The sequence below is a fragment of the Caulobacter sp. NIBR2454 genome, from assembly GCF_027474405.1.
Lineage (GTDB): Bacteria > Pseudomonadota > Alphaproteobacteria > Caulobacterales > Caulobacteraceae > Caulobacter.
The window spans coordinates 2,031,332-2,053,994 of the sequence record NZ_CP114871.1; the positions used below are offsets into that span (position 1 = coordinate 2,031,332).

Consider the following 22,663-nt stretch of genomic DNA (forward strand, 5'->3'; position numbering starts at 1 on the left):
AAAGCTTAGCCGGTGATACGATAGCGCCCCTGGTTGTCAGGGCAAACACGAACGTAGCGATATTCCGTGCGGCCGCCCAGATCGGCGGGCGCGGGGGCCAGACGACAGCGATTGCGCTCAGCCCAGGCGGAATCATAGCGGCCGTTGTTCATTCGACGAGCCTCGGCCGTCTCGCGGTAAGGCACCGTCTGATTGTAGTCGAAGTAGTAGCCGGTGTTGTCGCAGCGGGCGTAATGCTCGTTGTTCTTGTCGGCATTGTTGCCAATGGCCACGCCGGCGATGGCGCCGACGACGCCGCCCAGCACGGCGCCTTCGGTCTTGGCGCCGTTGCCGGCCACGCTGCCGCCAAGCGCCGCGCCCGCCAGCGCGCCGATCACGCCGCCGGCGGTCTTGTTGGTGTTGTTGCCGCGACGTTCACAGGGGTTATCGCGGTAATAGGCCGACGCTGGGGTCCCATAGTTGGACGCGGCATAGGCCGGAGCCGGATAGGAAAACTCGCCGTAGCGGCGGGCATAGGCCCCATAGCCATAGCGGCGGTCATAGCGCGCCTTTGCCTTGTCATAGTCGGCGCGGCGGCGGTCATACTCGCGGCGTTGCGCCTCGTAATCGCGATTTTGGGAATAATAGTCCGCCTGGTCCGCGCGGTAGTCGCGCATCTGCTGGCGGTAGGAATCGTCATACTGGGCCAGAGTGGCCGATGCGGTGCCCATGGTCAGGGCGGCGACGAGGCCGATTGTAAGGGTCTTCATATCTTTTCCTCCGGGTTCGACCACCCCGCAGGCGGCCGCTTCGACGTCGCGACGGACTTCGCCCCCCGGGGAATGGCGCGCAACGATCGGCAGCCAAACGCGACCGTGATCGGATCGGTTGCACTGGGCTCAGCTTGACCACGGGCGCCAGCGCGGCGAAAAAACGCGTTGATGCGAGGGCGGCCATGACCGATGTGAAGGAAAAGCCTGCCGTCGATCCACATGCGGCGCTTGAGATCGAGCCGGTCGGCGCGCTGTTCGCCTGCCTGCGTTTCGCAGTCATCGCCTTGGTGGTGATGGGTCTGGCCTATGCGTGCGCCCAAACCATGCCGCCGCCGCTCGGCCCTCTCTAGGACCGCAAGATGTACATCGGCGCGATCACCCTGGTTGTCCGCGACTATGACGAGGCGCGTGACTGGTATACCCGCGTCCTGGGCTTCGATTGTCTGGAAGATACGCCGCTGGGCGATGACAAGCGATGGGTGCGCGTGGCCCCTCCGGGAGCAAGCGAAGCCGCCCTCCTCCTCGCCAAGGCCGCCACTCCTGACCAGATCGCCAGCATCGGTAAGCAGGCTGGCGGCCGCGTCCTGCTGTTTCTGAAGACCCGTGACTTCGATCACGACCATGCCGCCATGCTGGCCCGCGGCGTTCGCTTTCTGGAGGAACCTCGCCGCGAAGCTTACGGATCGGTGGCGGTGTTCGAGGACCTCTACGGGAATCGCTGGGATCTTCTGGAAGATCGCAACGCCGGATGATGGTGGGCGGCGAGGGGATCGAACCCCCGACCCTCTCGGTGTAAACGAGACGCTCTACCGCTGAGCTAGCCGCCCGGAGACGGGGTTCTAGCGGGCTCGTCGCCCCGTTGGAAGCGCTCAAAGAAAAAGGCGGGTCGCAACGCGCGCCCGCCCCTTCCGAAACTCACTGTTGAACGGCTCAGCCGTTCAGGGCGCCCTTGAGGCCTTCGCCGACCTGGAAGCGGGCGGTCTTGGAAGCCGGGCGATTGACGGTCTCGCCGGTGCGCGGATTACGGGCGGTGCCGGCGGCGCGGGACACGGCCTTGAAGGTGCCAAAACCCACCAGACGAACATCCTGGCCAGATTTGAGCGACGCGGTCACAGAGTCGATGAACGCTTCAAGAGCGTCTTTCGCCTGGTTCTTGTTGATGCTCGCCTTGTCGGCGATCGCCGTAACGAGTTCGGCCTTAGTCATGTAGTTCTCCCAGCCTAATGAGCGGCGGCGCTTTTTCTGAGTGCGCTGCTTCGCTTGCTTGGGATTATGGCGGTTGCGCAACGTCCGTCAAACGAACGTGGGGCGGGAATCTCCCGCCCCACACAAGTTATCAGCGATAACCTTGTTCAGTGAGCCCGAACGGCATCTCCGTCCAAGTCGTCACCGCCCTTGATCGGCCGCATGGGCTCCTCGTCCTCGTTCCATTCGACCGGGGTAAGCGGCCCCGTGAGGGCGATTTTCAGCGCTTCGTCGGCGGTCGAGATCGGGATGATCTCCAGCGCGTTCTTCACGCTATCGGGGATATCGGCCAAATCCTTGGCGTTCTCCTGCGGGATCAACACCGTCTTCACGCCCGAACGCAGAGCCGCCAGCAGCTTTTCCTTGAGGCCACCGATGGCCAGCACCCGGCCACGCAGGGTGATCTCCCCGGTCATGGCGATGTCCTTTCGGATCGGAACGCCGGTCAGCACCGAGACCATGGAGACAGCCATGGCCACGCCGGCCGAGGGACCGTCCTTGGGCGTCGCGCCTTCCGGCACGTGGACGTGGATGTCGGTCTTCTCGAACACTGGCGGCTTGATGCCGAAGCGCAGTGACCGCGAGCGGACATAAGAATGCGCCGCCGAGATCGACTCCTTCATCACATCCTTCAGGTTGCCGGTGACCGTGGTGCGACCCTTGCCCGGCATCTTGACGGCTTCGATGGTCAGAATGTCGCCGCCGAACTCGGTCCAGGCCAGACCCGTGACAATGCCGATCTGGTCCTCGGTGTCCGTCTCGCCATAGCGGTACTTCTTGACGCCCGCGTACTTGGCCAGACGTTCCTCGTCGATGGTGATCGAGGTGACCTTCTCGCGCGTCAGGTCGCGGACGACCTTACGGGCCAGACCGCCCAGTTCCCGCTCCAGCGACCGCACGCCGGCTTCCCGGGTGTAGTAACGGATGAGGTCGCGGATCGCCTCGTCCGGCACGACGAACTCGGCCGGCGTAAGCCCGTGATCCTTGGCCAGCTTGGGCAGGACGTGCCGCTTGGCGATCTCCAGCTTCTCATCCTCGGTGTAGCCGGGGATCCGGATGATCTCCATGCGGTCCAGCAGCGGCTGGGGCATGTTCAGACTGTTGGCCGTGGTGACGAACATAACCTGGCTCAGGTCGTAATCGACCTCCAGATAGTGGTCGCCGAAGGTCGAGTTCTGAGCCGGATCGAGCACCTCGAGCAAGGCCGAGGATGGATCGCCCCGCCAGTCGCTACCCATCTTGTCGATCTCGTCCAGCAGGACGAAGGCGTTGGTGGTCTTGGCCTTCTTCATCGACTGGATGACCTTGCCGGGCATCGAGCCGATGTAGGTGCGGCGGTGACCGCGGATTTCGCTCTCGTCGCGCACGCCGCCCAGCGACATGCGCACGAACTCACGGCCGGTCGCCTTGGCGATCGACTTGCCGAGCGAGGTCTTGCCCACGCCCGGAGGGCCCACGAGGCAGAGGATCGGGCCCTTCAACGAGTTGGTCCGGGCCTGCACGGCCAGGTACTCCAGGATCCGCTCCTTGACCTTCTCCAGGCCATAGTGGTCGGCGTCGAGGATCTCCTCGGACTCGTTGAGGTCGATCTTCTTGGTCTTGGCCTTGCCCCACGGCACGGAAAGCAGCCAGTCTAGATAGTTGCGGACCACCGTGCTCTCGGCGGACATCGGGCTCATGTTGCGCAGCTTCTTCAGCTCCGCATCGGCCTTGGTCCGCGCTTCCTTGGACAGCTTGGTCTTCTTGATGCGCTTTTCGAGCTCGATGAGTTCGTCGCGACCGTCGTCCTGGTCGCCCAGCTCGCGCTGGATCGCCTTCATCTGCTCGTTGAGATAGTACTCGCGCTGGGTCTTCTCCATCTGCCGCTTCACGCGGCTGCGGATCTTCTTCTCGACCTGCAGGACGCTGATCTCGCCTTCCATGAGGGCGAAGACCTTCTCCAGACGCTTCACGACATTGAAGATCTCAAGCAGGTTCTGCTTGTCGCCGATCTTCACCGACAGGTGCGCGGCGATGCTGTCGGCCAGCTTCCCCGGCTCAGCGATCTGCGGGATCGACGCCAGGGCTTCCGGCGGGACCTTTTTATTGAGCTTCACATAGTTTTCGAACTGCTCGACCACGGCCCGCGACAGGGCTTCGGCCTCACGGCTCTCGCCACCGTCCTCGGACAGTTCGGCTACGTCGGCTTCGTAATATTCGGCGTTGTCGGTGAATTTCGCCACGCCTGCTCGGCCCTTGCCCTCGACCAGCACCTTCACGGTGCCGTCCGGCAGCTTGAGCAGTTGCAGCACGGTGGCCACGACCCCGACCTCGAAAATGTCTTCGGGAGCCGGATCGTCGTCGGCGGAATTCTTCTGGGTGAGAAGCAGGATCTGCTTGTCACCCTTCATCACCTCTTCCAGGGCGCGCACGGATTTGTCGCGGCCCACGAACAGCGGCACGACCATGTGCGGGAACACAACGATGTCCCGCAGGGGCAGCACAGGAAGGGTCTTGATCTCGGACATGATGCTTTCAACTCCTGGCCGGCGCGGTACGTCCGCTCGGCCCTACGGATCGCAGTCACTCAAACGATGCGCCTGAGTCGTACGATCCGTCCGCCCGCGATTGGACGGCGTTCGGAGATTTATGTGGACCTTTTGCGACCGCGTTCAAGCGGCGCTGCAGCGCAGCGGCAGGGGGTCGCAGGTTAGAGGCCTCTTATCCACAGCTCATTGCGCCTCGCGCCGCAGCGGCCAGAGGGCTAAGAAACTGATTAATGCGGCCACGCTGAGATAGAGCCCGACGGGGACGAGGCCTCCCCGATCCGCCAGCGCCTGAGCGACCATTGGCGCCAGCCCGCCCCCAATGATGCCCCCGACATTGAACGCCATGGACGCGCCCGTGTAGCGCACCCGGGCCGGGAACAGCCCCGGCAGGAACGCGCCTAGGGGACCATAGACCAGGCCCATCAGGAACAGCGCCAGCGCCAGGAACGCCCAGATCAGGAACAACGAACCCGATCCCATCAGCGGGGCCAGCAGGAACCCTGCCCCGATCGTCAGCACGCATCCGGTCATCAGCACCTTGCGCGGCGTGCGGGCGTCCGCCCAGTAGCCCGCCACGATGATTCCGACGGCCATGAAGCCGATCGCCGCCAGTTGCACGCCCAGAAACGCCTGACGGCTATAGCCCAGCGTCGTCGTGCCGTAGCCGAGCGCGAAAGTGGTCGCCAGGTAGTAGATGGCGAAGCAGGCGACCACGGCGAAGGTCCCCCCCAAGGTCTGCAACGGATAGCGGGTCAGCACCTCGCCCAGCGGGACCTTGGGCGGCGGCGCTTCCGACACCGCCTTGGCGAAGGCCGGTGTCTCGGTGATCTTGAGGCGGATCCACAAGCCTACGCCGACCAGCGCCACGCTAGCCACGAAGGGCAGTCGCCAGCCCCAGCTCATGAACTGTTCGGGCGTCAGCACCACGCCCAGGATCAGGAACAGGCCATTGGCGGCCAGGAACCCGACCGGCGCGCCCAGCTGCGGGAACATGCCAAACCGGGCTTTCCATCCCGCCGGGGCGTTTTCCACCGCCAACAACGCCGCCCCGCCCCACTCCCCGCCCAGGCCCAGGCCCTGTGCGAAGCGCAGCAGGCAAAGCAGTGTCGGCGCGATCCAGCCCGCCATGGCGTAGGTCGGCAGGAAAGCGATCGCCACGGTCGAGCCGCCCATCAGCAGCAGACTGGCCACCAGGGTGGACTTGCGCCCGATCCTATCGCCGAAATGCCCGAACAGTGCCGCCCCTACCGGCCGCGCGAAAAAGGCGATGGCGAAGGTGGCGTAGGACGAGATCAGTTGCATCGACGGCGAGGCGCTGGGGAAAAACAGCGGCCCAAACACCAGCGAAGCGGCGGTGGCGTAGATGTAGAAATCGTAGAACTCGACCGCCGTGCCCACCAGGCTGGCGGTCAGGATGCGGCGGTTAGACGGCGCCGGCGCGCTCTGGCTCATGAAACGATCTCCCACCCCTTTTTCGGGGATCGCCTCTCAGCCGTTTGCAGTCAAGCCGGCGCCTAGAACGAAAAACGGCGGCCCCGCGAGGAGCCGCCGTTCGATTTCGTCCGGTGGATGGAACGCTTAAGCCGCTCCGCCCGCCTTCTTCTCGGCGTAGATGACCAGCGGCTGGGCGCGGCCTTCGACGACTTCCTGGTTCACGACCACTTCCTCGACACCGTCATAGTTCGGCAGCTCGAACATGGTCTCCAGCAGAATGGCTTCCAGGATCGAGCGCAGGCCGCGGGCGCCGGTGCGGCGGGTGATAGCCTTGCGGGCCACCGCCGCCAGGGCGTCGTCGGTGAAGGTCAGGCCGACATTCTCCATGTCGAACAGACGCTGGTACTGCTTGACCAGGGCGTTTTTGGGCTCGGTGAGGATTTTCACCAGGGCCGTCTCGTCCAGGTCTTCCAGGGTCGCGATCACCGGCAGACGGCCGATGAATTCCGGGATCAGGCCGAACTTGACCATGTCCTCGGGCTCGACCGCGCGCAGAATCTCGCCGGTGCGGCGCTCGTCCGGATCGGCCACCTTGGCGCCGAAACCGATCGAGGCGCCCTGGCCACGTGCGCTGATCACCTTCTCCAAGCCGGCGAAGGCGCCGCCGCAGATGAAGAGGATGTTGGTAGTGTCGACCTGCAGGAATTCCTGCTGCGGATGCTTGCGCCCGCCTTGCGGCGGCACGGAGGCCACGGTGCCTTCCATGATCTTCAGCAGCGCCTGCTGGACACCTTCGCCCGACACGTCGCGGGTGATCGACGGATTGTCGGACTTGCGGCTGATCTTGTCGATTTCGTCGATGTAGACGATGCCGCGTTGGGCGCGTTCGACGTTGTAGTCGGCGGCTTGCAGCAGCTTCAGCACGATGTTCTCGACGTCTTCACCCACATAACCGGCTTCGGTCAGGGTGGTGGCGTCGGCCATGGTGAAGGGCACGTCGATGATGCGCGCCAGCGTCTGGGCCAGCAGCGTCTTGCCCGAACCGGTGGGGCCGACCAGCATGATGTTGGACTTGGCCAGCTCGACGTCGTTGTTCTTCGTCGCGTGGTTCAGACGCTTGTAGTGGTTGTGGACCGCGACAGCGAGGACCTTCTTGGCGTGATCCTGACCGATGACGTAGTCGTCCAGCACCTCGCGGATCTCGCGCGGCGTGGGAACCCCGTCCTTGGACTTCACGAAGGCGATCTTGTGCTCTTCGCGGATGATGTCCATGCACAGCTCGACGCACTCATCGCAGATGAACACGGTCGGGCCCGCGATGAGCTTACGCACCTCGTGCTGGCTCTTTCCGCAGAAGGAGCAGTACAGAGTGCTCTTGGTGTCGCCGCTCGCGGCTTTAGTCATTCTCGCTTCTCACGCTACGGCGATGTGGGTCGAAACCGGACACCGCCACTCCCGAAGACGTATCGGTCCTGTCTTAATGCAGGATACGCGCCACCGGTTGTCTAAACCTTGACATTCCCCGATCCGAGCGCCCTTCACAACCCTTGCGGCGCTTAAACTGGGGATAGAGCAGCTAAATACGCCCGGTTGAGCGTGCTTGCCGTCCATTAGGGCATATAGGGCGTCCGAGCGCCACGTGCGAGCGCCGCGACACCGCATCGCAGGTCTCAATGGCCAAGCCCTGTTAGCGCCGAACGGGAATCGTGGTCGAAAACGTACCGAACAGTTGCAGTGCGAACGATGGTTAGACGCTCTCGTCGGCCCATGGGTATGGCCGCGGCATCAAGGCCGATGAACGACCCGCTTGATGACAAGGCGTTGGTGGCGTTCGATTTCGACGGCACCATGACCGTTCGCGACAGCTTCACCGCATTCCTCGCCTGGCGGGTCGGACGTGCCCGTTACACCCTGGGCGTCCTAAAGCTTACGCCAGCGATTCTGGCATATCTGGGGCACCGTGACCGTGGGCGCCTGAAGGCGGCCGCCGTGACGCAGTTCCTCAAGGGCGTTCCCCTGGAGAAGGTCGAAGCCGAGGCTCGCGTCTTCGCCGAGACCCACGCCACGCGCCTGCTGCGTCCCGATGCGGTGGCCACCTGGAAACGCTGGCGCGCCCGTGGCGCCCGGGCGGTGATCGTCACCGCCTCGCCTGAAACCATTGTCGCGCCCTTCGCTCGCGGCCTGGGCGCCGAGGTTCTGATCGGCACGCAGCTTGCGGTGAACACCTACGGTCAGGTCAGCGGCGCTTTCGCCGGCGCGAATTGCCGGGGCGCCGAAAAGGTCCGCCGCCTCAAGGAAGTATTTGGCGAGGACGTCCACTTGGCAGCCGCCTACGGCGACACGGACGGCGACAAGGAGATGCTCGCCATCGCCGACGAGAAAGGCTACCGCGTCTTTATCGGAAAGCCCGGCGTCAGATCCTGAGGCAGCCTCCCGCCGCTTGATGCGTTTGACCTCCGAGCTTCACCGGAGGTCCGCTTGCTTCGTTTTACGGTCATAGCCGCCGCCGTCCTGTCGCTCGGGACCGCGCAGGCGCAAACCGCCACGCCGGCCGACCTTTACGGCGAGCTGTTCCATCAGGTTCAGATGCGGCGGCTGTTCGCCGACGGCAAAACCTTTGTCGACGCGACGCCTAAGCGTCCGCCCGCGCAGATCATGGCCGAATATCGCGCCCACGCCCGGTTCAGCGACGCGGAGCTGAAGCGCTTCGTGACCGCTCGCTTCGATGTCCCCAGCGAAGCCCCGCCCCCGCCGCCGTCAAAGGCGCGTCCGCCGATCAGCCAGCACATCGCCACCCTTTGGCCTGTTCTGACCCGCCAGCCTGAAACGCCCCCCGTCGGATCCTCCGCCCTGCCGCTCGACAAGCCCTATGTCGTTCCAGGCGGCCGGTTCCGGGAGATGTACTACTGGGACAGCTACTTCACGATGCTAGGCCTAGCTCAGGACGGTCGCGATGACCTGATCGAGGCCATGACCGACGACTTCGGCGGCCTCATCGACCGCTACGGCCGTATCCCCAACGGCACGCGCACCTATTATCTCAGCCGCTCCCAGCCCCCCTTCTTCTACTTAATGGTCGGCCTGAGCGATCGTAGCGACCCCGCCGTCTTCAAGCGCCGCGTCGATCAAATGCGACGCGAACACGCCTTTTGGATGCATGGCGAAGACGGGTTGAAGCCTGGCGCCGCGTCCGCCCGGGTCGTCCGCCTGCCAGATGGCTCCATCCTCAACCGCTATTGGGACGACCGCGACACGCCGCGCGATGAATCCTGGCGCGAGGACATCCTGACCGCGCGGGAGGTCAACCGTCCCGCCGCCGAGGTCTTCCGCGACCTGCGCGCCGGCGCCGAGAGCGGCTGGGACTTCAGCGCCCGCTGGCTTGCGGATGGCAAGACCTTGAAGACCATCGAGACGACCGCGATCGTTCCTGTCGATCTCAACAGCCTGATGTACGGCGTGGAGCGCGCCATCGCCGAGGCCTGCGACGAGTTGAAGGACCGCGACTGCGTTCGCGACTTCGCACGCCGGGCCGACGACCGCCGCGCCGCTATCGACCGCTGGCTGTGGAACCCTGAACGCGGCGTCTATCTCGACTACCAATGGCGCGAGCGCCGCCCCACGGGGATTGTCAGCGCCGCCGCGCTCTATCCGCTGTTCACCGGCGCCGCGAGCCAGAAGCAGGCGAACGTGGTCGCCCAGGTCGTCTGGGATCAACTCCTCGCCCCAGGCGGAATTCGAACGACAGGCCAGACCACCGGACAACAATGGGATGCCCCCAACGGCTGGGCGCCGCTGCAATGGGTCGCCGTCCGCGGCCTTCGCGCCTATGGCGAGGACGCTCTGGCCGAACAGATCGCCCGGCGCTGGCTGGCCACGGTCACCCGTGAATATCAGGCCAGCGGCAAGATGCTGGAGAAGTACGATATCGAAGAGGCCCGTCCCGGCGGCGGCGGCGAATATCCTCTTCAGGATGGCTTTGGCTGGACCAACGGCGTGACCCAGGCCCTGCTCGCGCTCTATCCCGCCGCCTAGGTCGCATGCTAAAGGCGCGCCATGTCCGACGCTCCCGAAACGCCCGCCCAGAAGCTCGCCGCCCTCGTCGCCCAGAAGAAGCAGCGCGCCACGGGGGCTGCCAACCAGACGTCGGGCCGCGCTCAACGTGAAGCGGAACGCTTCGCCGGCGCCAAGTCGGCCTCCAAGTCCACGCCTTGGATGAAGAAGTGACCGCCCCGGCGGCCAGACCCGACCTCTTCTCAAACCGCCGTTTCGTCTACCTCGCCGCCGCCTTCTGCTGCGTCCTGTGGGGCAGCTCATATCCGGCGGTGAAGAACGGCTATCGCCTGCTGCGGATCGCGCGGGAGGACTACGCGGACCAGATCGTCTTTGGCGGCTATCGCTTCCTGCTGGCCGGGATCATGTTGCTGGTCGTGGCCGTGGCGCTGCGGCGGCCCATCCTTGACTTCTCCCGCCGCCAGTTCGGCCAGATCGTCGCCCTGGGTTTCTTCCAGACCACGCTACAATACGTGTTCTTCTACATCGGCGTCGCCCACGCCACCGGTGTGAAGAGTTCGATCATGAACGCCACGGGCGCGTTCTTCGGCGTGCTCATCGCCCACTTCGTATACGCCAATGATCGTCTGACCGGCCGCAAGGCTCTGGGTTGCCTGGTGGGCTTCCTGGGCGTGCTGACGGTCAACCTTGGCCATGGCCTGACCGACTTCGACTTCACCATCACGGGCGAGGGCTTCGTCGCCTTCTCGGCGCTGATCCTGGCGGCGGCGTCGATCTTTGGAAAGCGTATCTCACGCGGGCTGGACCCCATGATCATGACCGGCTGGCAGCTCGCGATCGGCGGCCTGATCCTCACCCTCGGCGGCATGGCTGTCGGCGGCGAAGTCCACGGCTTTGATTGGCGTTCCGCCTCGCTGCTGGTCTATCTGGCGGCGCTGTCGGCGGCGGCTTTCGCCATCTGGAGCCTGTTGCTCAAGCACAATCCAGTCAGCCTGGTCGCCCCCTTCAACTTCCTGATCCCGGTCTTCGGCGTGATCCTGTCGGCCGCCTTCCTGCATGAGCCGGTCCTGGCCTGGAAGAATCTTGCGGCCCTGGCGCTGGTTTGCGGCGGCATCTGGCTGGTCACCCGCACGGGCCGCCGCAACGCCTGACGGCGGGCGACAAGCCTTGCTATCGTGAACCCATGCGGCCCGAGATTCTCTTCCCCCTGTTCGCCTCGATCGGCACGCTGAAAGGCGTCGGGCCGCGCGTTGCGCCGCTGGTCGAGAAGGTCGCCGGCTCGCTGGTGCGCGATCTGGTGTTCCTGCCGCCGCAGTCGGTGATCCGCCGTACGCCGACCGCGGCCGATCAGGTCGTCGAGGGCGAAATCCAGACCCTCGTCGTCACCATCGACGCCCACATCAAGCCAGGTCGCCCCAACCTGCCCTGGCGCATCCGCGCCTATGACGGCACAGGGTTCGTGACCCTGGTGTTCTTCAAGGTCTATGGCGACACGCTGGAGAAACAAAACCCTGTCGGCGAGCGCCGCATCGTCAGCGGCAAGGTCGAACGCTTCAACGGCGAGGTGCAGATCGCCCATCCGGACTACCTGCTGCCCGAGGAACGGGCCGGCGAAATCCCGGAGTTGGAGCCCGTCTATCCCGCCACCGCCGGCCTGGCGTCCCGGGCTATCCGCAAGCTGGCGCACGAGGCCCTGTCACGCACTGTTGAGATGCCGGAATGGCAGGATCCCGCCTGGCGGGCGCGGGAGGCCTTCCCGTCCTGGCGAGAAGCCCTCGCCCGTGTTCACGAACCCCAGTCGGAAGCCGACCTGTCTCCCCTGTCGCGGCCCCGTCGTCGGCTGGCCTACGACGAACTGTTGGCCCACCAACTCGCCCTGGCCCAACGCAAGGCCGCCCGCCGTTCGCATCCGGCGCCGAAGATCGCCAGCCAGAGCGAGTACGCCCGCCAGATCGAGGCGGCCCTTCCCTATCGCCTGACCGGCGCCCAGCAACGGGCCCTGGCCGACATCGGCGGCGACCTGGCCTCCGGCGAACGCATGAGCCGCCTGCTGCAGGGCGATGTCGGCGCGGGCAAGACGGTGGTCGCCATGCTGGCCATCGCGGACGCAGCGGCGGCGGGCCTGCAGTCGGCCTTCATGGCCCCCACCGAAATCCTGGCTCGCCAGCACTACGAGACCATCACCCCAGCTCTTGAGGCCGTCGGCCTGCGCGTCGTGCTGCTGACTGGCCGCGACAAGGGCCGGGTCAGGGCTGACAAGCTCATGGCCCTGCTCGACGGCACGGCCCATGTGGCGGTCGGCACCCACGCCCTGTTCCAGGACGACGTGGCCTATCGCAGCCTGGCCCTGGCCGTGATCGATGAACAGCACCGGTTCGGGGTGAGCGAGCGGCGTCGGCTGCAGGACAAGGGCGACGGCGTCCATCTGCTGGCCATGTCGGCCACGCCGATTCCCCGCACGCTGGAACTGACCGTCTTCGGCGATCTTGACGTCTCGCGCATAGACGAAAAGCCGCCAGGCCGCACGCCAGTCGCCACGGCCGCCGTGCCGACGCCCCGCATTGGCGATGTCGTCAACCGACTGCGCGCCGCCATCCGCGACGGGGCCCAAGCCTTCTGGATTTGCCCGCTGGTCTCGGAATCCGAGCTCATCGACCTGCAGGCCGCGGAGGGCCGGGCCGAGGACCTGCGGCGCATCCTCGGCGACTCCGTCGGTCTGGTTCATGGCAAGATGCCGGCCGCCGAGAAGGACGCCGTCATGGCCGCCTTCGCGGCGGGCAAGGTATCGGTGCTTGTCGCCACCACCGTGGTCGAGGTCGGCGTCAACGTCCCCAACGCCAGCATCATGGTCATCGAGCAAGCCGAACGCTTCGGCCTGGCCCAGCTTCACCAGCTGCGCGGGCGGGTCGGCCGTGGCGCGCGCGAGAGCGCCTGCGTCCTGCTCTACGATCCGCCGCTGTCGGAGACCGCCCAGGCCCGACTCGATATCCTTCGCAAGACCGACGACGGCTTCCTGATCGCCGAAAAGGACCTGGAGCTACGCGGCGGCGGCGACCCGTTGGGCCTGAAGCAAAGTGGCTTTCCCGCCTATCGCCTGGTCGATCCGGTGGCTCACAAGGACCTGATCGCCGTAGCCGCCGACGACGCCCGGCTGATCCTGGCCCGCGATCCCGACTTGAAGAGCGAGCGCGGCGCCGCCCTCAAGGTGCTGCAGGAGCTGTTCGACTGGCGCGCGGGATCACCGCTGGGCGAGGCGGGCTAGCTTCCAGGTGTCAAGACGCGCCTGAGCATCAGCTTCAAGATCGGCGTAGAAAATATTGTATCCGCTGACTTTCTTTCGGTCAGACCACCGCCCCACGCTTTTGAAAGCATCTGAGCGCGGCTTGGAGACTTTCAGCACCCCACCCTGACATTGCGCCGAGGCCTGGCGCTTCAGAAAGGCCGGCCGCACCCCCCATTCCAGACCGGTCGCATTGGCCGCACCAAGGTTCATCCGCTCGCTGGCGGCGTCATCGGTCTGGGCGCCCAACAGCGGGTTCACGCAAAGCGCCGGCCGTCCATCGAGGTCCACCAGGTCGCCAACACTGTTCCAGACCACTGCCCGCTCCAGCAACATCCGCCCAGCTTCGCGATCCCCCGCCTGAACGGTGGCGTAGGCGACGACACAACCGGTCTGCACGCGTGTCTGGCAGGCGGGGGTAAGCGAGCCCGGCCCATAAAGATCAGCCGGCGTGACGGTCTCGATCAGATAGACACCGCCCAGTCGGCCGCGCAGGACCGGATCGGGAGCGATCTCTTCTTGCAGTAGGCGCGAGGCCAACTCTCCACCCTGCTCCACGCCAACCAAAATGAATGGGCGGTCGCCGTTGTAGGCGGTGACGAACTGCCGGAACGCGGCGCGGACGTCCTGATAGGCGAACCGCCGCGCCTCGCGCGCGTCCTCGCGCAGGGTCAGACGGGTATAGAGGCTGGCTTGGCGATAACGCGGCGCGAACACCCGACCCACCCGCTCGAACGGTCCAGCGTAGTTTGGCAGCATGACGTTCGCCAGCATCTGGCCGGCCTGGGCCTTGCTGACCGGCGCGTTCCAATCGCCGCCGCCATCATAGGTGGTTGGATGCACGAAAAAGACATCGGCGGCGGGCGCGTCCGCCGCGATTTCCCCAGGCCTTGCCGGCAGAAGCGCCCAGGCGTCCGCCTTTGCATAGTCGGGCGTCGGGGGTGCGGTGTAGGTCTGGTACGGCACCTTGGGATCCAGGGCTGTGCGCAGAATGTCGTCCCGCCAGATGAAAGCGGCGGCGGCGAGCAGCGCGACCAGAAGCAGGCCGCCCGCCAGCAATCCCCAACCAAGGCCGCGCCGCGCCATCGATCAGCTCAGGCGTAGGGATCAGGCTTCGAGAGGTAGGCCTGAACGTAGTCGGCCACCCCGTCTTCCAGGCTCGTCAGCGGCTGGGCGTAACCCGCCGCCTTCAGCCGCTCCATGCTCGCCTGGGTGAAGTACTGGTACTTGCCGCGCAGACCTGGCGGCATATCGAAGTACTCGATCTTGGACGGCTTGCCCGCCGCCGCGAAGGTCGCCTCGGCTAGGTCCTTGAACGACCGTGCCTGGCCAGAGCCTAGGTTGTAAACGCCGTTGACCTGCGGATTCTGGGTCAGCCACTCGACCACGTCGGCCGCGTCGCGGACATAGACGAAGTCGCGCAGCTGCCCGCCGTCCTGGTATTCCGGATTGTGCGACTTGAAGAGCCTCACCGTCTCGCCGTGGCAGACCTTCGGCCAGATCTGGGCGACCACCGACTTCATGCCGCCCTTGTGCTCTTCGTTGGGCCCATAGACGTTGAAGAACTTCAGCCCCACCCATTGGGGCGGAGCATAGTCGCGCGCCGCCTGGCGAGCCGCGAACTGGTCGAACAACGCCTTGGACCAGCCATAGGTGTTCAACGGTCGCAGAGCGGTCAGGGACTGGTAGTCGTCCTTGTCGTCGAAGCCCATCGATCCATCGCCATAGGTGGCGGCCGACGACGCATAGATGAACCGCCGCTGCCGGTCGGCGCACCACCGGAACAGGTCGCGCGACAGGGTGAAATTGGCGTGGATGATCTTGTCGGCGTCGGGCTCGGTCGTGGACGACACCGCCCCCATGTGGATCACCGCCTCCACGTCGCGCCAGCGCTTCTCCAGCCACTCCCACATGTCGTCGGGATGCACGAAGTCGCCGATCGGATGCTTGGCAATGTTGCGCCACTTGCCTGTCTCGGCCTCGCGCAGGCGGTCGCAGACCACCACGTCCAGCGATGGGTCCGCCGCCAGCTTGCCGACGATATTGGAGCCGATGAAGCCGGCCCCGCCGGTCACGAAGATAATGCGGCGCGGCGCGCTCATGCGACGGCTCCCAGACGCTTCTTGGCCAGGGCGTCGTATTCCAGAAGTTCGGCGACCAGGCCCTCGAACTGGCTCATGGGCACCATGTTAGGCCCGTCCGACGGCGCATTGTCCGGGTCCGGGTGGGTCTCCATGAACACCGCCGCCACGCCGATCGCGACCGCTGCGCGGGCCAGGACCGGCACGAACTCGCGCTGACCGCCGGAGGTGGTCCCCTGCCCGCCGGGCTGCTGAACCGAATGGGTGGCGTCGAACACCACCGGGCAGCCGATCTCGCTCATGATCGGCAACGATCGCATGTCCGACACCAGGGTGTTGTAGCCGAACGACGCCCCGCGCTCGCAGGCCATGACGTTGGGATTGCCGGCGCCCGTCACCTTGGCGATGACGTTCTTCATGTCCCAAGGCGCCAGGAACTGGCCCTTCTTGATGTTGATCGCCCGGCCGGTCTTGGCGGCGGCGACCAGCAGGTCGGTCTGCCGGCAAAGGAAGGCGGGAATCTGAATGACATCGACCGCCTCCGCCACCGGGGCGCAATGAGCGATCTCATGCACGTCGGTCAGGGTCGGCAAGCCGGTCGCCTCACGGATTTCGGCGAAGATCGGCAGGCTGTCATGCAGGCCGATGCCCCTCTGGGCGCTAGCGGAGGTGCGATTAGCCTTGTCGTAGGACGTCTTGTAGATCAGCCCGACGCCCAGGCGATCGGCCATTTCCTTCAGCGCGTGCGCCGTCTCCAGCGCATGCTGGCGGCTCTCCATCTGGCAGGGCCCAGCGATGATCGACAGACGCTCGCGTTGGCCGATGCGAACGGGTTTGCCGCTCGGCGTGGCGATCTCGATCAGCGCGTTTGGCTGGACGGATTGCGTTTCAGTCAAGGTAAGCCTCATCCAGACGGTGCGAAGGCACGTAATTGGCCTTGTAGAGTTATAAGCGCAAGCTTCAGGGGTGGTGATGACGCAGCATAGTCCGGTGATCGTATGGTTCCGCCGCGACTTACGTCTGGCCGACAATCCCGCCCTCCATATGGCGGCCCACCAGGGCGCGCCGGTAGTCCCTCTTTACATCCTCGACGAGACCGATGGCGTAAGGCCCATGGGCGCGGCCTCGCTGTGGTGGCTGGACAAATCGCTTAGGGCGCTGGCCGAGGATCTCGAAACGATCGGCTCCCGCCTGATCCTGCGCCGCGGTCCGGCGGCCGATATCCTAAAGGCCGTCGTCAAGGAGACAGGCGCGGACCGCGTCGTCTGGAACCGGCTCTACGATCCCGACACCATCGAACGCGACAAGGCGATCAAGGCCGACCTGGAGAGGGACGGGATCGCCTGCGCGTCTCACAACGCCAGCCTGCTGAGCGAGCCGTGGGAGATCAAGACGGGCGGCGGCGGCGCCTACAAGGTGTTCACGCCCTTCTGGCGCGCCCTGCGCTCGCAACTGCAACTCAATGTCCTGCATCGCGCGCCGGGCGAGTTGAAGGCGCCGCCCCGCCAGCCGAATTCAGACGCCCTGGACGACTGGAAGCTGCATCCAACCCATCCCGACTGGTCCACGGGCTTCTCGAACTGGACGCCAGGCGAAGCCGGCGCGCGAGAACGCCTGCACGACTTCCTCGACGACCGTTTACGCGACTATGCGGAGGGCCGGGATTTCCCCGCCCGCCAAGCCACCTCCCGCCTGTCTCCCCACCTGCACTTTGGCGAGATCGGGCCCCGGGCGATCTGGCGCGCCGCCCATGCCGCCGCCGACCGCGGCGCTTCCGACAGCCAGGTCGATAAATTCCTGTCCGAACTGGCCTGGCGTGAGTTCAATCACAACCTTCTGTTCGCCCGCCCGGACCTGCCGCAAAATCCCTTCAAGCCCGCCTTCGACCACCTGCCCTGGCGCAAGGACAATCACGGGCTGGGAGCCTGGAAGCACGGCCGCACCGGCTTTCCCTTCGTCGACGCCGGCATGCGCGAGCTGTGGGCCACCGGCTACATGGAAAACCGGGTGCGGATGGTCGCCGCCTCGTTCCTGACCAAGCACCTGCTGATCGACTGGCGCGAGGGCGAGGCCTGGTTCTGGGACACCCTGCTCGACGCCGACATGGCCAACAACGTGAACAACTGGCAGTGGGTCGCCGGCTGCGGCGCGGACGCCTCGCCGTTCTTCCGCATCTTCAACCCAATCGCCCAGGGCGAGAAATTCGACGCCGAGGGCGATTACATCCGCCGCTGGGTGCCGGAACTGGCCGGTCTGCCGGCCAAGTACATCCACGCCCCCTGGAACGCCCCCAAGGCGGTTCTGGACAAGGCAGGGGTGCGATTGGGCGAGACCTACCCCACATGCATTGTCGAGCACGACGCGGCCCGGCGCCGCGCGCTCGACGCCTATCAGGCGGTCAAGACCGACCCTGATTCGCTCGACTGAATTTTGATGTTACGCTTTCCCCCGGAGGGACACGCATGACCGACATGCCGCTCGATCTTCCGACTCTTAAGAACGACCCGGACCTGAAACTGGCCCCGGCCGTCTTCCGCACCCTGGTGCGCATCTGCGCCGAGAACTGGCGCTACGGCACGGTGACATACATCCTGCCGTCCGGCCGCTCGATCCCGATTAAGGGCTCCGAACCCGGCCCCCACGGCGTCATCAGGGTCCATGACTACCGCTTTGTCGGTCGGGCCTTCCGCTCCGGCGATATCGGTTTCGCCGAAGGCTATATGGCCGGCGAGTGGGACACGCCCGATCTCGCCGCCCTGCTGACCGTATTCACGCTCAACTTCGATCGCATCACGGCGCTGGTGGACGGCAATCCCCTGATGCGTGCGGTGAACTTCGTGCGCCACCTGCTCCACGCCAACACCCGCAGGGGGTCGGCCAAGAACATCCACGCCCACTATGATCTGGGCAACGCCTTCTATTCGCGCTGGCTTGATCCCTCGATGACCTACTCGTCGGCCAGGTTCGATAAGGGCGCTCAGACGCTCGAAGCGGGGCAGCGCCAGAAGTACGCCGCGCTCGCCCAGACCATGGCGCTTTCACCCGGCCAGACGGTGTTGGAGATCGGCTGCGGTTGGGGCGGGTTCGCTGAGTTCGCCGCCAAGGAGCGCGGCGCCCACGTCACCGGCATCACAATCTCGCGCGAACAGTACGATTTCGCCCGCAAGCGCATCTTCGAGGCCGGCCTCGCCGAACGGGCGCAGATCAAGCTGATCGACTACCGTGACGTCGACGGCCAGTTCGACCGCGTCGCCTCGATCGAGATGTTCGAGGCGGTGGGCGAAGCCTACTGGCCCACCTACTTCCGCAAGGTCCACGACGTGCTGTCGCCAGGCGGCCTCGCGACACTGCAGATTATCACCATCCGCGACGACCTGTTCGCCCACTACCGCAGCCGCGCCGATTTCATCCAGAAGTACATCTTCCCAGGCGGCATGCTGCCCAGCGAGGAGCGCCTGCGTGAAGAGACGGCGAAGGCCGGCCTGCGGCAGGACGGCCTTGTCCGTTTTGGCCAGGACTACGCCGACACCCTCGCCGAATGGGCGCGACGGTTCGAAAGCGCCTGGACCGAGATCAGGCCCCTTGGCTTCGACGAGCGTTTCCGGCGGCTATGGAAGTTCTACCTGGCCTATTGCGAAGCCGGCTTCCGGACGGAGCGGACGAACGTCATCCAGCTTGGCCTCGCCCGCGCCTGATTTTAGAGACGCTGATCGCGTGCGGCGCGGCTTCAGAAAAGCTGCGCTTGCATCATCGCTGGTCATGACGATCTACCAGCGACCGCTTCCAGCCGCCCGTGAAGGCTCCGCATGACCGTCAAGACCAGCGTCCTCGACGCCATCGGCGACACGCCGCTGATCCGCCTGAACCGGGCCAGCGACGCCACGGGCTGCGAGATTTTGGGCAAGGCCGAGTTCATGAATCCTGGCCAGTCGGTCAAGGACCGTGCGGCCCTGCAGATCATCCGTGACGCCGAGGCAGAGGGCCTGATCCGGCCCGGCGGCCGCATTGTGGAGGGCACCGCCGGGAATACCGGCATCGGCCTGGCCATGGTCGCCTCGGCCCTTGGCTACAAGGCCACCATCGTCATCCCCCGCACCCAGAGCCAGGAAAAGAAGGACGCTATCCGTCTGCTTGGCGCGGAGCTGGTGGAGGTGGACGCCGTCCCCTACTCCAACCCCGACAACTATGTCCGCTATTCCGGCCGCCTGGCCGAGGAGCTGGCGCGCACAGAACCCAACGGCGCCATCTGGGCCAACCAGTTCGACAATGTCGCCAACCGCAAGGCGCACTACCTGACCACAGGCCCGGAAATCTTCGAACAAACAGAGGGTAAGGTCGACGCTTTCATCTGCGCTGTTGGCTCCGGCGGCACCTTGGCCGGGGTCGCCCAAGCCCTGCGCGAACGCAAGCCTGGCGTCCAGATCGGCTTGGCCGATCCACACGGAGCCGCGCTCTACGAGTGGTACGCCAACGGTGAACTTAAGTCAGAAGGCAACTCCATCACCGAAGGCATAGGCCAGGGCCGCGTCACCGCCAACCTTGAGGGCCTGAAGGTTGATCGGCCCTACCGCATCTCTGACGAGGAGATGCTGGAGGTGCTCTTCGACCTCGTCCAGCACGAAGGCCTGTGCATGGGCGGCTCCGCCGGGATCAACGTGGCCGGCGCCATCCGCATGGCCGGCGACCTTGGGCCGGGCCATACCATCGTGACCGTTTTGTGCGACCACGGATCGCGCTATCAAAGCAAGCTGTTCAATCCCGCGTTCCTCGCCGAACGCGGCCTGCCGACGCCGCCCTGGCTTTAGAAGAGGTCCCGATGTCGAACGATCCTCTCGTCTCCACCGCCTGGCTGCACGAGCGTCTTTCGGCTCCGGACATCAAGGTAGTCGACGCCAGCTGGTACATGCCGGCCGAGGCTCGCGACCCCAAGCGCGAATACGATCTGGCCCACATTCCGGGCGCGGTGTTCTTCGACATCGACGAGATCGCCGACACCGATAGCGACCTGCCGCACATGCTGCCCTCGCCGGTGAAGTTCGCTTCCCGCGTACGCACCATGGGCCTGGGCGACGGCTCGACCATCGTCGTCTACGACGGCGGAGGCTTCCGCGCCGCCCGCACCTGGTGGGCCTTCCGGGCCATGGGTCACGAGAACGTCTTCGTTCTGGACGGCGGTCTCGCCAAATGGATCGCTGAAGGGCGTCCAGTCGAGGACCTGCCCCCCTCGCCTCAGGAGCGCCATTTCACCCCCCGCTTCACCGCTGATCTGGTCCGCGACAGCAACCAGGTCCTGCGCGCCATCGAGACCGGCCGCGAGCAACTGGTCGACGCTCGCCCCGCCGCCCGTTTCACCGGAGAGGCGCCCGAACCGCGCGAGGGCCTGCGCGGAGGGCACATGCCGGGGGCCCGCAGCGTCCCCGCCTCCTCCGTCATCGCCCCCGACGGCACGCTGCTGTCGGCCGACAAGCTGAAAGCGGTGTTCGAGGCGGCCGGCGTCGATATCGACAAGCCCATCGTCACCACCTGCGGCTCCGGCGTCACCGCCGCGATCCTGGCGCTCGCCCTGGCCCGTCTCGGCAAGCCGCGCGTGGCGGTCTATGACGGCTCGTGGACTGAGTGGGGCGGTCTCGCCGACACCCCCGTCGTCACCGGTCCCGCCTGATGGGCGACTACCTCATCCGCAACGCGACGCCCGCGGACTTCCCCGCCTTGCAGCAGATCGAGGTTTCGGCAGGCGAGCCCTTCCGCAACACGGACTTGGCCTGGGTCGCCGACGATCCGCCGCCGAGCCTTGAAGCGCTCCAGGAACACCTGGACCACGACGCCCTGTGGGTCATCGCGCTAGATGGCCGGCCCGTGGGCTATCTGGCGGGCGAGACGCACGCCGACTTGGCGGTGATCCATCAGGTCTCCATCCACATGGCTCATCACCGCCAAGGGCTGGGCGCACGGCTGATCGAAACCGCCATCGCCGCCGCGCGCGAAGGCGGCGCCACGGCCATGGGCCTGACCACCTATCGCGACATCCCCTGGAATGCGCCCTACTACGCCCGTCTAGGCTTCGTGGAGGTCACCGGCGCCGATATCCCACCGGCTCTGGCGGCCATGCGCGAGGCGGAAGCCGCCGCTGGCCATGATCCGGCGCTACGCTGCGTGATGGTCCGGCCGCTCTAGCGGAACGGCGGCGCGTAAAGCAGCCCTGGCCGCGGCGCGTTCCACAGGGCGTTCAGCCCCCGCTCCAGCCGTAGCGGCGAGCCCGCGCCCACATTGCGCTCGAATATCTCGCTGTAATTGCCTACCGCCTGAATGGCCCGGAAGGCGAAGGCGTCGTCCAAACCGATCTTGCCGCCATAGCCCGCTTCCACGCCCAGCAGGCGACGAACCTCCGGCGCCGTCGAGTTCTCCGCCATCTCGCCGACGTTCTTCGATGTGACGCCCAGTTCCTCGCCCAGGATCAGGGCGTTCAGGGTCCAGCGAACCAGATCGGTCCACGCGGGATCATTCTGCCGAACCGCCAAGGCCAGAGGCTCCTTGGAGATCACGTCCGGCAGGATCACGTGCTGGCCAGGATTGCTGGCCACCGACCGGGCCGAGGCCAGGGCCGAGATGTCGGCGCTTAAAACATCGCAGCCCTCGGTCTGGTAGATTTCGCGCGCCTTCTCGTTCGATGCCGCCGGCACCGCCGTGAAAGTCAGGCCGTTGGCCCGGAAATAGTCGGTCAGGTTGTTCTGGCTGGTCGAGCCGGACTGCACGCAAACCCGCGCTCCGTTCAGTTCCAGCGCGCTTTGCAGGTTCAGCGCCTTGCGCGCCAGGAAGCCTTGCCCGTCGTAATAAGCGATGCCTGCGAAATCGACCCCCTCACCCGCATCACGGCTGAAGGTCCAACTGGTGCTGCGGGCCAAAAGATCAATCTTCCCGTCGCGCAGCATCTCGATGCGGTTCTCCGCCGTGACCGGCACGAAGTTCACCGCATCAGCATCGCCAAGCGCCGCGGCCGCAACGGCGCGGCACAGGTCGATGGAGAAGCCGCGCCAGACACCCCGATTGTCGCGGAACGAGAAGCCGGAAAGGCCCTGATCTACGCCACAGTTCAGCCGCCCCCGGGCGACGACCGCCCGCAGCGTCTCGCTCTGGGCCGCCCGATCGGAAGACACCGGCAGCTCCTTGCCCGGAGCCGGCGCGGGCGCCTGCGCGGCGCGCTCGCCACAAGCTCCGACCGCGAGGGCCAGTAGCACCGAGGCGACGACGACGCGATTGGACACGAAACTGCTCCTTCGTCCTTGACCGGCAAGGCGATATGACGCCTGAAGTTTCAAGTTTGTATGGTCGAGT

General features: G+C 65.7%; 21 protein-coding genes and 1 tRNA gene. 12 read left to right on the forward strand and 10 right to left on the reverse strand.

Annotated features, from left to right (window positions below):
- Positions 1-5 precede the first annotated feature (5 nt).
- Entirely contained in the window at positions 6-749 is a 744-nt protein-coding gene (locus O5K31_RS09975) for a glycine zipper domain-containing protein (protein WP_269713454.1), read from the reverse strand.
- Positions 750-883: 134 nt separating this feature from the next.
- On the opposite strand from O5K31_RS09975, the gene O5K31_RS09980 reads away from it, so the two are divergent.
- Complete coding sequence (locus tag O5K31_RS09980; RefSeq protein ID WP_269713455.1) at positions 884-1,102, forward strand: hypothetical protein; 219 nt, start codon at positions 884-886, stop codon at positions 1,100-1,102.
- Positions 1,103-1,111: 9 nt separating this feature from the next.
- On the forward strand, positions 1,112-1,504 hold the full coding sequence (locus O5K31_RS09985) for a VOC family protein (RefSeq protein ID WP_269713456.1): 393 nt from the start codon (positions 1,112-1,114) through the stop codon (positions 1,502-1,504).
- Here O5K31_RS09985 and O5K31_RS09990 read toward each other — a convergent pair.
- From O5K31_RS09990 to clpX, 5 genes are all read right to left on the reverse strand, one after another.
- Positions 1,505-1,579: transfer RNA gene (locus O5K31_RS09990), tRNA-Val, on the reverse strand. It abuts the gene before it with no gap.
- Between the two features lie 103 nt (positions 1,580-1,682).
- Entirely contained in the window at positions 1,683-2,039 is a 357-nt protein-coding gene (locus tag O5K31_RS09995) for an HU family DNA-binding protein (protein WP_269713457.1), read from the reverse strand.
- 65 nt (positions 2,040-2,104) lie between these two features.
- Entirely contained in the window at positions 2,105-4,504 is a 2,400-nt protein-coding gene (gene lon, locus O5K31_RS10000) for an endopeptidase La (RefSeq protein ID WP_269713458.1), read from the reverse strand.
- A gap of 204 nt (positions 4,505-4,708) precedes the next feature.
- The gene (locus tag O5K31_RS10005; RefSeq protein WP_269713459.1) at positions 4,709-5,977 is read right to left on the reverse strand and encodes an MFS transporter; all 1,269 of its coding nucleotides are present in this window, start codon (positions 5,975-5,977) and stop codon (positions 4,709-4,711) included.
- A 126-nt stretch (positions 5,978-6,103) separates the two neighbouring features.
- Positions 6,104-7,363 carry an ATP-dependent Clp protease ATP-binding subunit ClpX gene (clpX, locus tag O5K31_RS10010; protein ID WP_269713460.1) on the reverse strand — a complete coding sequence of 420 codons (1,260 nt, stop codon included), beginning with the start codon at positions 7,361-7,363 and terminating at the stop codon, positions 6,104-6,106.
- A gap of 339 nt (positions 7,364-7,702) precedes the next feature.
- On the opposite strand from clpX, the gene O5K31_RS10015 reads away from it, so the two are divergent.
- From O5K31_RS10015 to recG, 5 genes are read left to right on the forward strand one after another with little or no spacing between them, the layout of a single operon-like run.
- Positions 7,703-8,383, forward strand: a complete 681-nt coding sequence (locus O5K31_RS10015; protein WP_269713461.1) for an HAD-IB family hydrolase — start codon at positions 7,703-7,705, stop codon at positions 8,381-8,383.
- A gap of 54 nt (positions 8,384-8,437) precedes the next feature.
- On the forward strand, positions 8,438-9,991 hold the full coding sequence (gene treF / locus O5K31_RS10020; RefSeq protein WP_269713462.1) for an alpha,alpha-trehalase TreF: 1,554 nt from the start codon (positions 8,438-8,440) through the stop codon (positions 9,989-9,991).
- A 21-nt stretch (positions 9,992-10,012) separates the two neighbouring features.
- On the forward strand, positions 10,013-10,183 hold the full coding sequence (locus tag O5K31_RS10025) for a hypothetical protein (protein WP_269713463.1): 171 nt from the start codon (positions 10,013-10,015) through the stop codon (positions 10,181-10,183).
- A complete protein-coding gene (locus O5K31_RS10030; protein ID WP_269713464.1) occupies positions 10,180-11,121 on the forward strand; it encodes a DMT family transporter in 942 nt (313 codons plus the stop codon). Before O5K31_RS10025 ends, O5K31_RS10030 begins: the two co-directional genes overlap by 4 nt.
- A 32-nt stretch (positions 11,122-11,153) precedes the next feature.
- The gene (gene recG / locus O5K31_RS10035; RefSeq protein ID WP_269717042.1) at positions 11,154-13,232 is read left to right on the forward strand and encodes an ATP-dependent DNA helicase RecG; all 2,079 of its coding nucleotides are present in this window, start codon (positions 11,154-11,156) and stop codon (positions 13,230-13,232) included.
- Here the strand turns inward: recG and O5K31_RS10040 are convergent.
- From O5K31_RS10040 to kdsA, 3 genes are read right to left on the reverse strand one after another with little or no spacing between them, the layout of a single operon-like run.
- The gene (locus O5K31_RS10040) at positions 13,209-14,336 is read right to left on the reverse strand and encodes a DUF3089 domain-containing protein (RefSeq protein WP_269713465.1); all 1,128 of its coding nucleotides are present in this window, start codon (positions 14,334-14,336) and stop codon (positions 13,209-13,211) included. The two genes, recG and O5K31_RS10040, sit on opposite strands and share 24 nt — an antisense overlap.
- A gap of 8 nt (positions 14,337-14,344) precedes the next feature.
- Complete coding sequence (gene rfaD, locus O5K31_RS10045) at positions 14,345-15,352, reverse strand: ADP-glyceromanno-heptose 6-epimerase (protein ID WP_269713466.1); 1,008 nt, start codon at positions 15,350-15,352, stop codon at positions 14,345-14,347.
- On the reverse strand, positions 15,349-16,227 hold the full coding sequence (gene kdsA, locus O5K31_RS10050; RefSeq protein ID WP_269713467.1) for a 3-deoxy-8-phosphooctulonate synthase: 879 nt from the start codon (positions 16,225-16,227) through the stop codon (positions 15,349-15,351). Before kdsA ends, rfaD begins: the two co-directional genes overlap by 4 nt.
- A gap of 76 nt (positions 16,228-16,303) precedes the next feature.
- Between kdsA and O5K31_RS10055 the strand changes: the two genes are divergently transcribed.
- From O5K31_RS10055 to O5K31_RS10075, 5 genes are all read left to right on the forward strand, one after another.
- Positions 16,304-17,758, forward strand: a complete 1,455-nt coding sequence (locus O5K31_RS10055; RefSeq protein ID WP_269713468.1) for a cryptochrome/photolyase family protein — start codon at positions 16,304-16,306, stop codon at positions 17,756-17,758.
- A 35-nt stretch (positions 17,759-17,793) separates the two neighbouring features.
- Complete coding sequence (locus O5K31_RS10060) at positions 17,794-19,026, forward strand: SAM-dependent methyltransferase (protein WP_269713469.1); 1,233 nt, start codon at positions 17,794-17,796, stop codon at positions 19,024-19,026.
- A gap of 111 nt (positions 19,027-19,137) precedes the next feature.
- Positions 19,138-20,136: a cysteine synthase A gene (locus tag O5K31_RS10065; protein WP_269713470.1), complete on the forward strand. Its 999-nt coding sequence runs from the start codon at positions 19,138-19,140 to the stop codon at positions 20,134-20,136.
- Positions 20,137-20,147: 11 nt separating this feature from the next.
- A complete protein-coding gene (gene sseA, locus O5K31_RS10070; protein WP_269713471.1) occupies positions 20,148-20,993 on the forward strand; it encodes a 3-mercaptopyruvate sulfurtransferase in 846 nt (281 codons plus the stop codon).
- Positions 20,993-21,505, forward strand: a complete 513-nt coding sequence (locus O5K31_RS10075) for a GNAT family N-acetyltransferase (RefSeq protein WP_269713472.1) — start codon at positions 20,993-20,995, stop codon at positions 21,503-21,505. Before sseA ends, O5K31_RS10075 begins: the two co-directional genes overlap by 1 nt.
- Here O5K31_RS10075 and O5K31_RS10080 read toward each other — a convergent pair.
- A complete protein-coding gene (locus O5K31_RS10080) occupies positions 21,502-22,593 on the reverse strand; it encodes an amino acid ABC transporter substrate-binding protein (protein WP_269713473.1) in 1,092 nt (363 codons plus the stop codon). The genes O5K31_RS10075 and O5K31_RS10080 overlap by 4 nt on opposite strands.
- Between the last annotated feature and the right edge of the window lie 70 nt (positions 22,594-22,663).

What these genes read in the sequence shown, in the direction of transcription:
- O5K31_RS10040 (WP_269713465.1), bottom strand. Translation starts at nt 14,336, where the DNA reads ATGGCGCGGCGCGGCCTTGGTTGGGGATTGCTGGCGGGCGGCCTGCTT.
- O5K31_RS10005 (WP_269713459.1), bottom strand. Translation starts at nt 5,977, where the DNA reads ATGAGCCAGAGCGCGCCGGCGCCGTCTAACCGCCGCATCCTGACCGCC.
- O5K31_RS10015 (WP_269713461.1), top strand. Translation starts at nt 7,703, where the DNA reads ATGGTTAGACGCTCTCGTCGGCCCATGGGTATGGCCGCGGCATCAAGG.
- O5K31_RS10065 (WP_269713470.1), top strand. Translation starts at nt 19,138, where the DNA reads ATGACCGTCAAGACCAGCGTCCTCGACGCCATCGGCGACACGCCGCTG.
- recG (WP_269717042.1), top strand. Translation starts at nt 11,154, where the DNA reads ATGCGGCCCGAGATTCTCTTCCCCCTGTTCGCCTCGATCGGCACGCTG.
- O5K31_RS09985 (WP_269713456.1), top strand. Translation starts at nt 1,112, where the DNA reads ATGTACATCGGCGCGATCACCCTGGTTGTCCGCGACTATGACGAGGCG.
- lon (WP_269713458.1), bottom strand. Translation starts at nt 4,504, where the DNA reads ATGTCCGAGATCAAGACCCTTCCTGTGCTGCCCCTGCGGGACATCGTT.
- O5K31_RS10055 (WP_269713468.1), top strand. Translation starts at nt 16,304, where the DNA reads ATGACGCAGCATAGTCCGGTGATCGTATGGTTCCGCCGCGACTTACGT.
- O5K31_RS10025 (WP_269713463.1), top strand. Translation starts at nt 10,013, where the DNA reads ATGTCCGACGCTCCCGAAACGCCCGCCCAGAAGCTCGCCGCCCTCGTC.
- clpX (WP_269713460.1), bottom strand. Translation starts at nt 7,363, where the DNA reads ATGACTAAAGCCGCGAGCGGCGACACCAAGAGCACTCTGTACTGCTCC.
- O5K31_RS10075 (WP_269713472.1), top strand. Translation starts at nt 20,993, where the DNA reads ATGGGCGACTACCTCATCCGCAACGCGACGCCCGCGGACTTCCCCGCC.
- O5K31_RS10060 (WP_269713469.1), top strand. Translation starts at nt 17,794, where the DNA reads ATGACCGACATGCCGCTCGATCTTCCGACTCTTAAGAACGACCCGGAC.
- sseA (WP_269713471.1), top strand. Translation starts at nt 20,148, where the DNA reads ATGTCGAACGATCCTCTCGTCTCCACCGCCTGGCTGCACGAGCGTCTT.
- O5K31_RS09975 (WP_269713454.1), bottom strand. Translation starts at nt 749, where the DNA reads ATGAAGACCCTTACAATCGGCCTCGTCGCCGCCCTGACCATGGGCACC.
- rfaD (WP_269713466.1), bottom strand. Translation starts at nt 15,352, where the DNA reads ATGAGCGCGCCGCGCCGCATTATCTTCGTGACCGGCGGGGCCGGCTTC.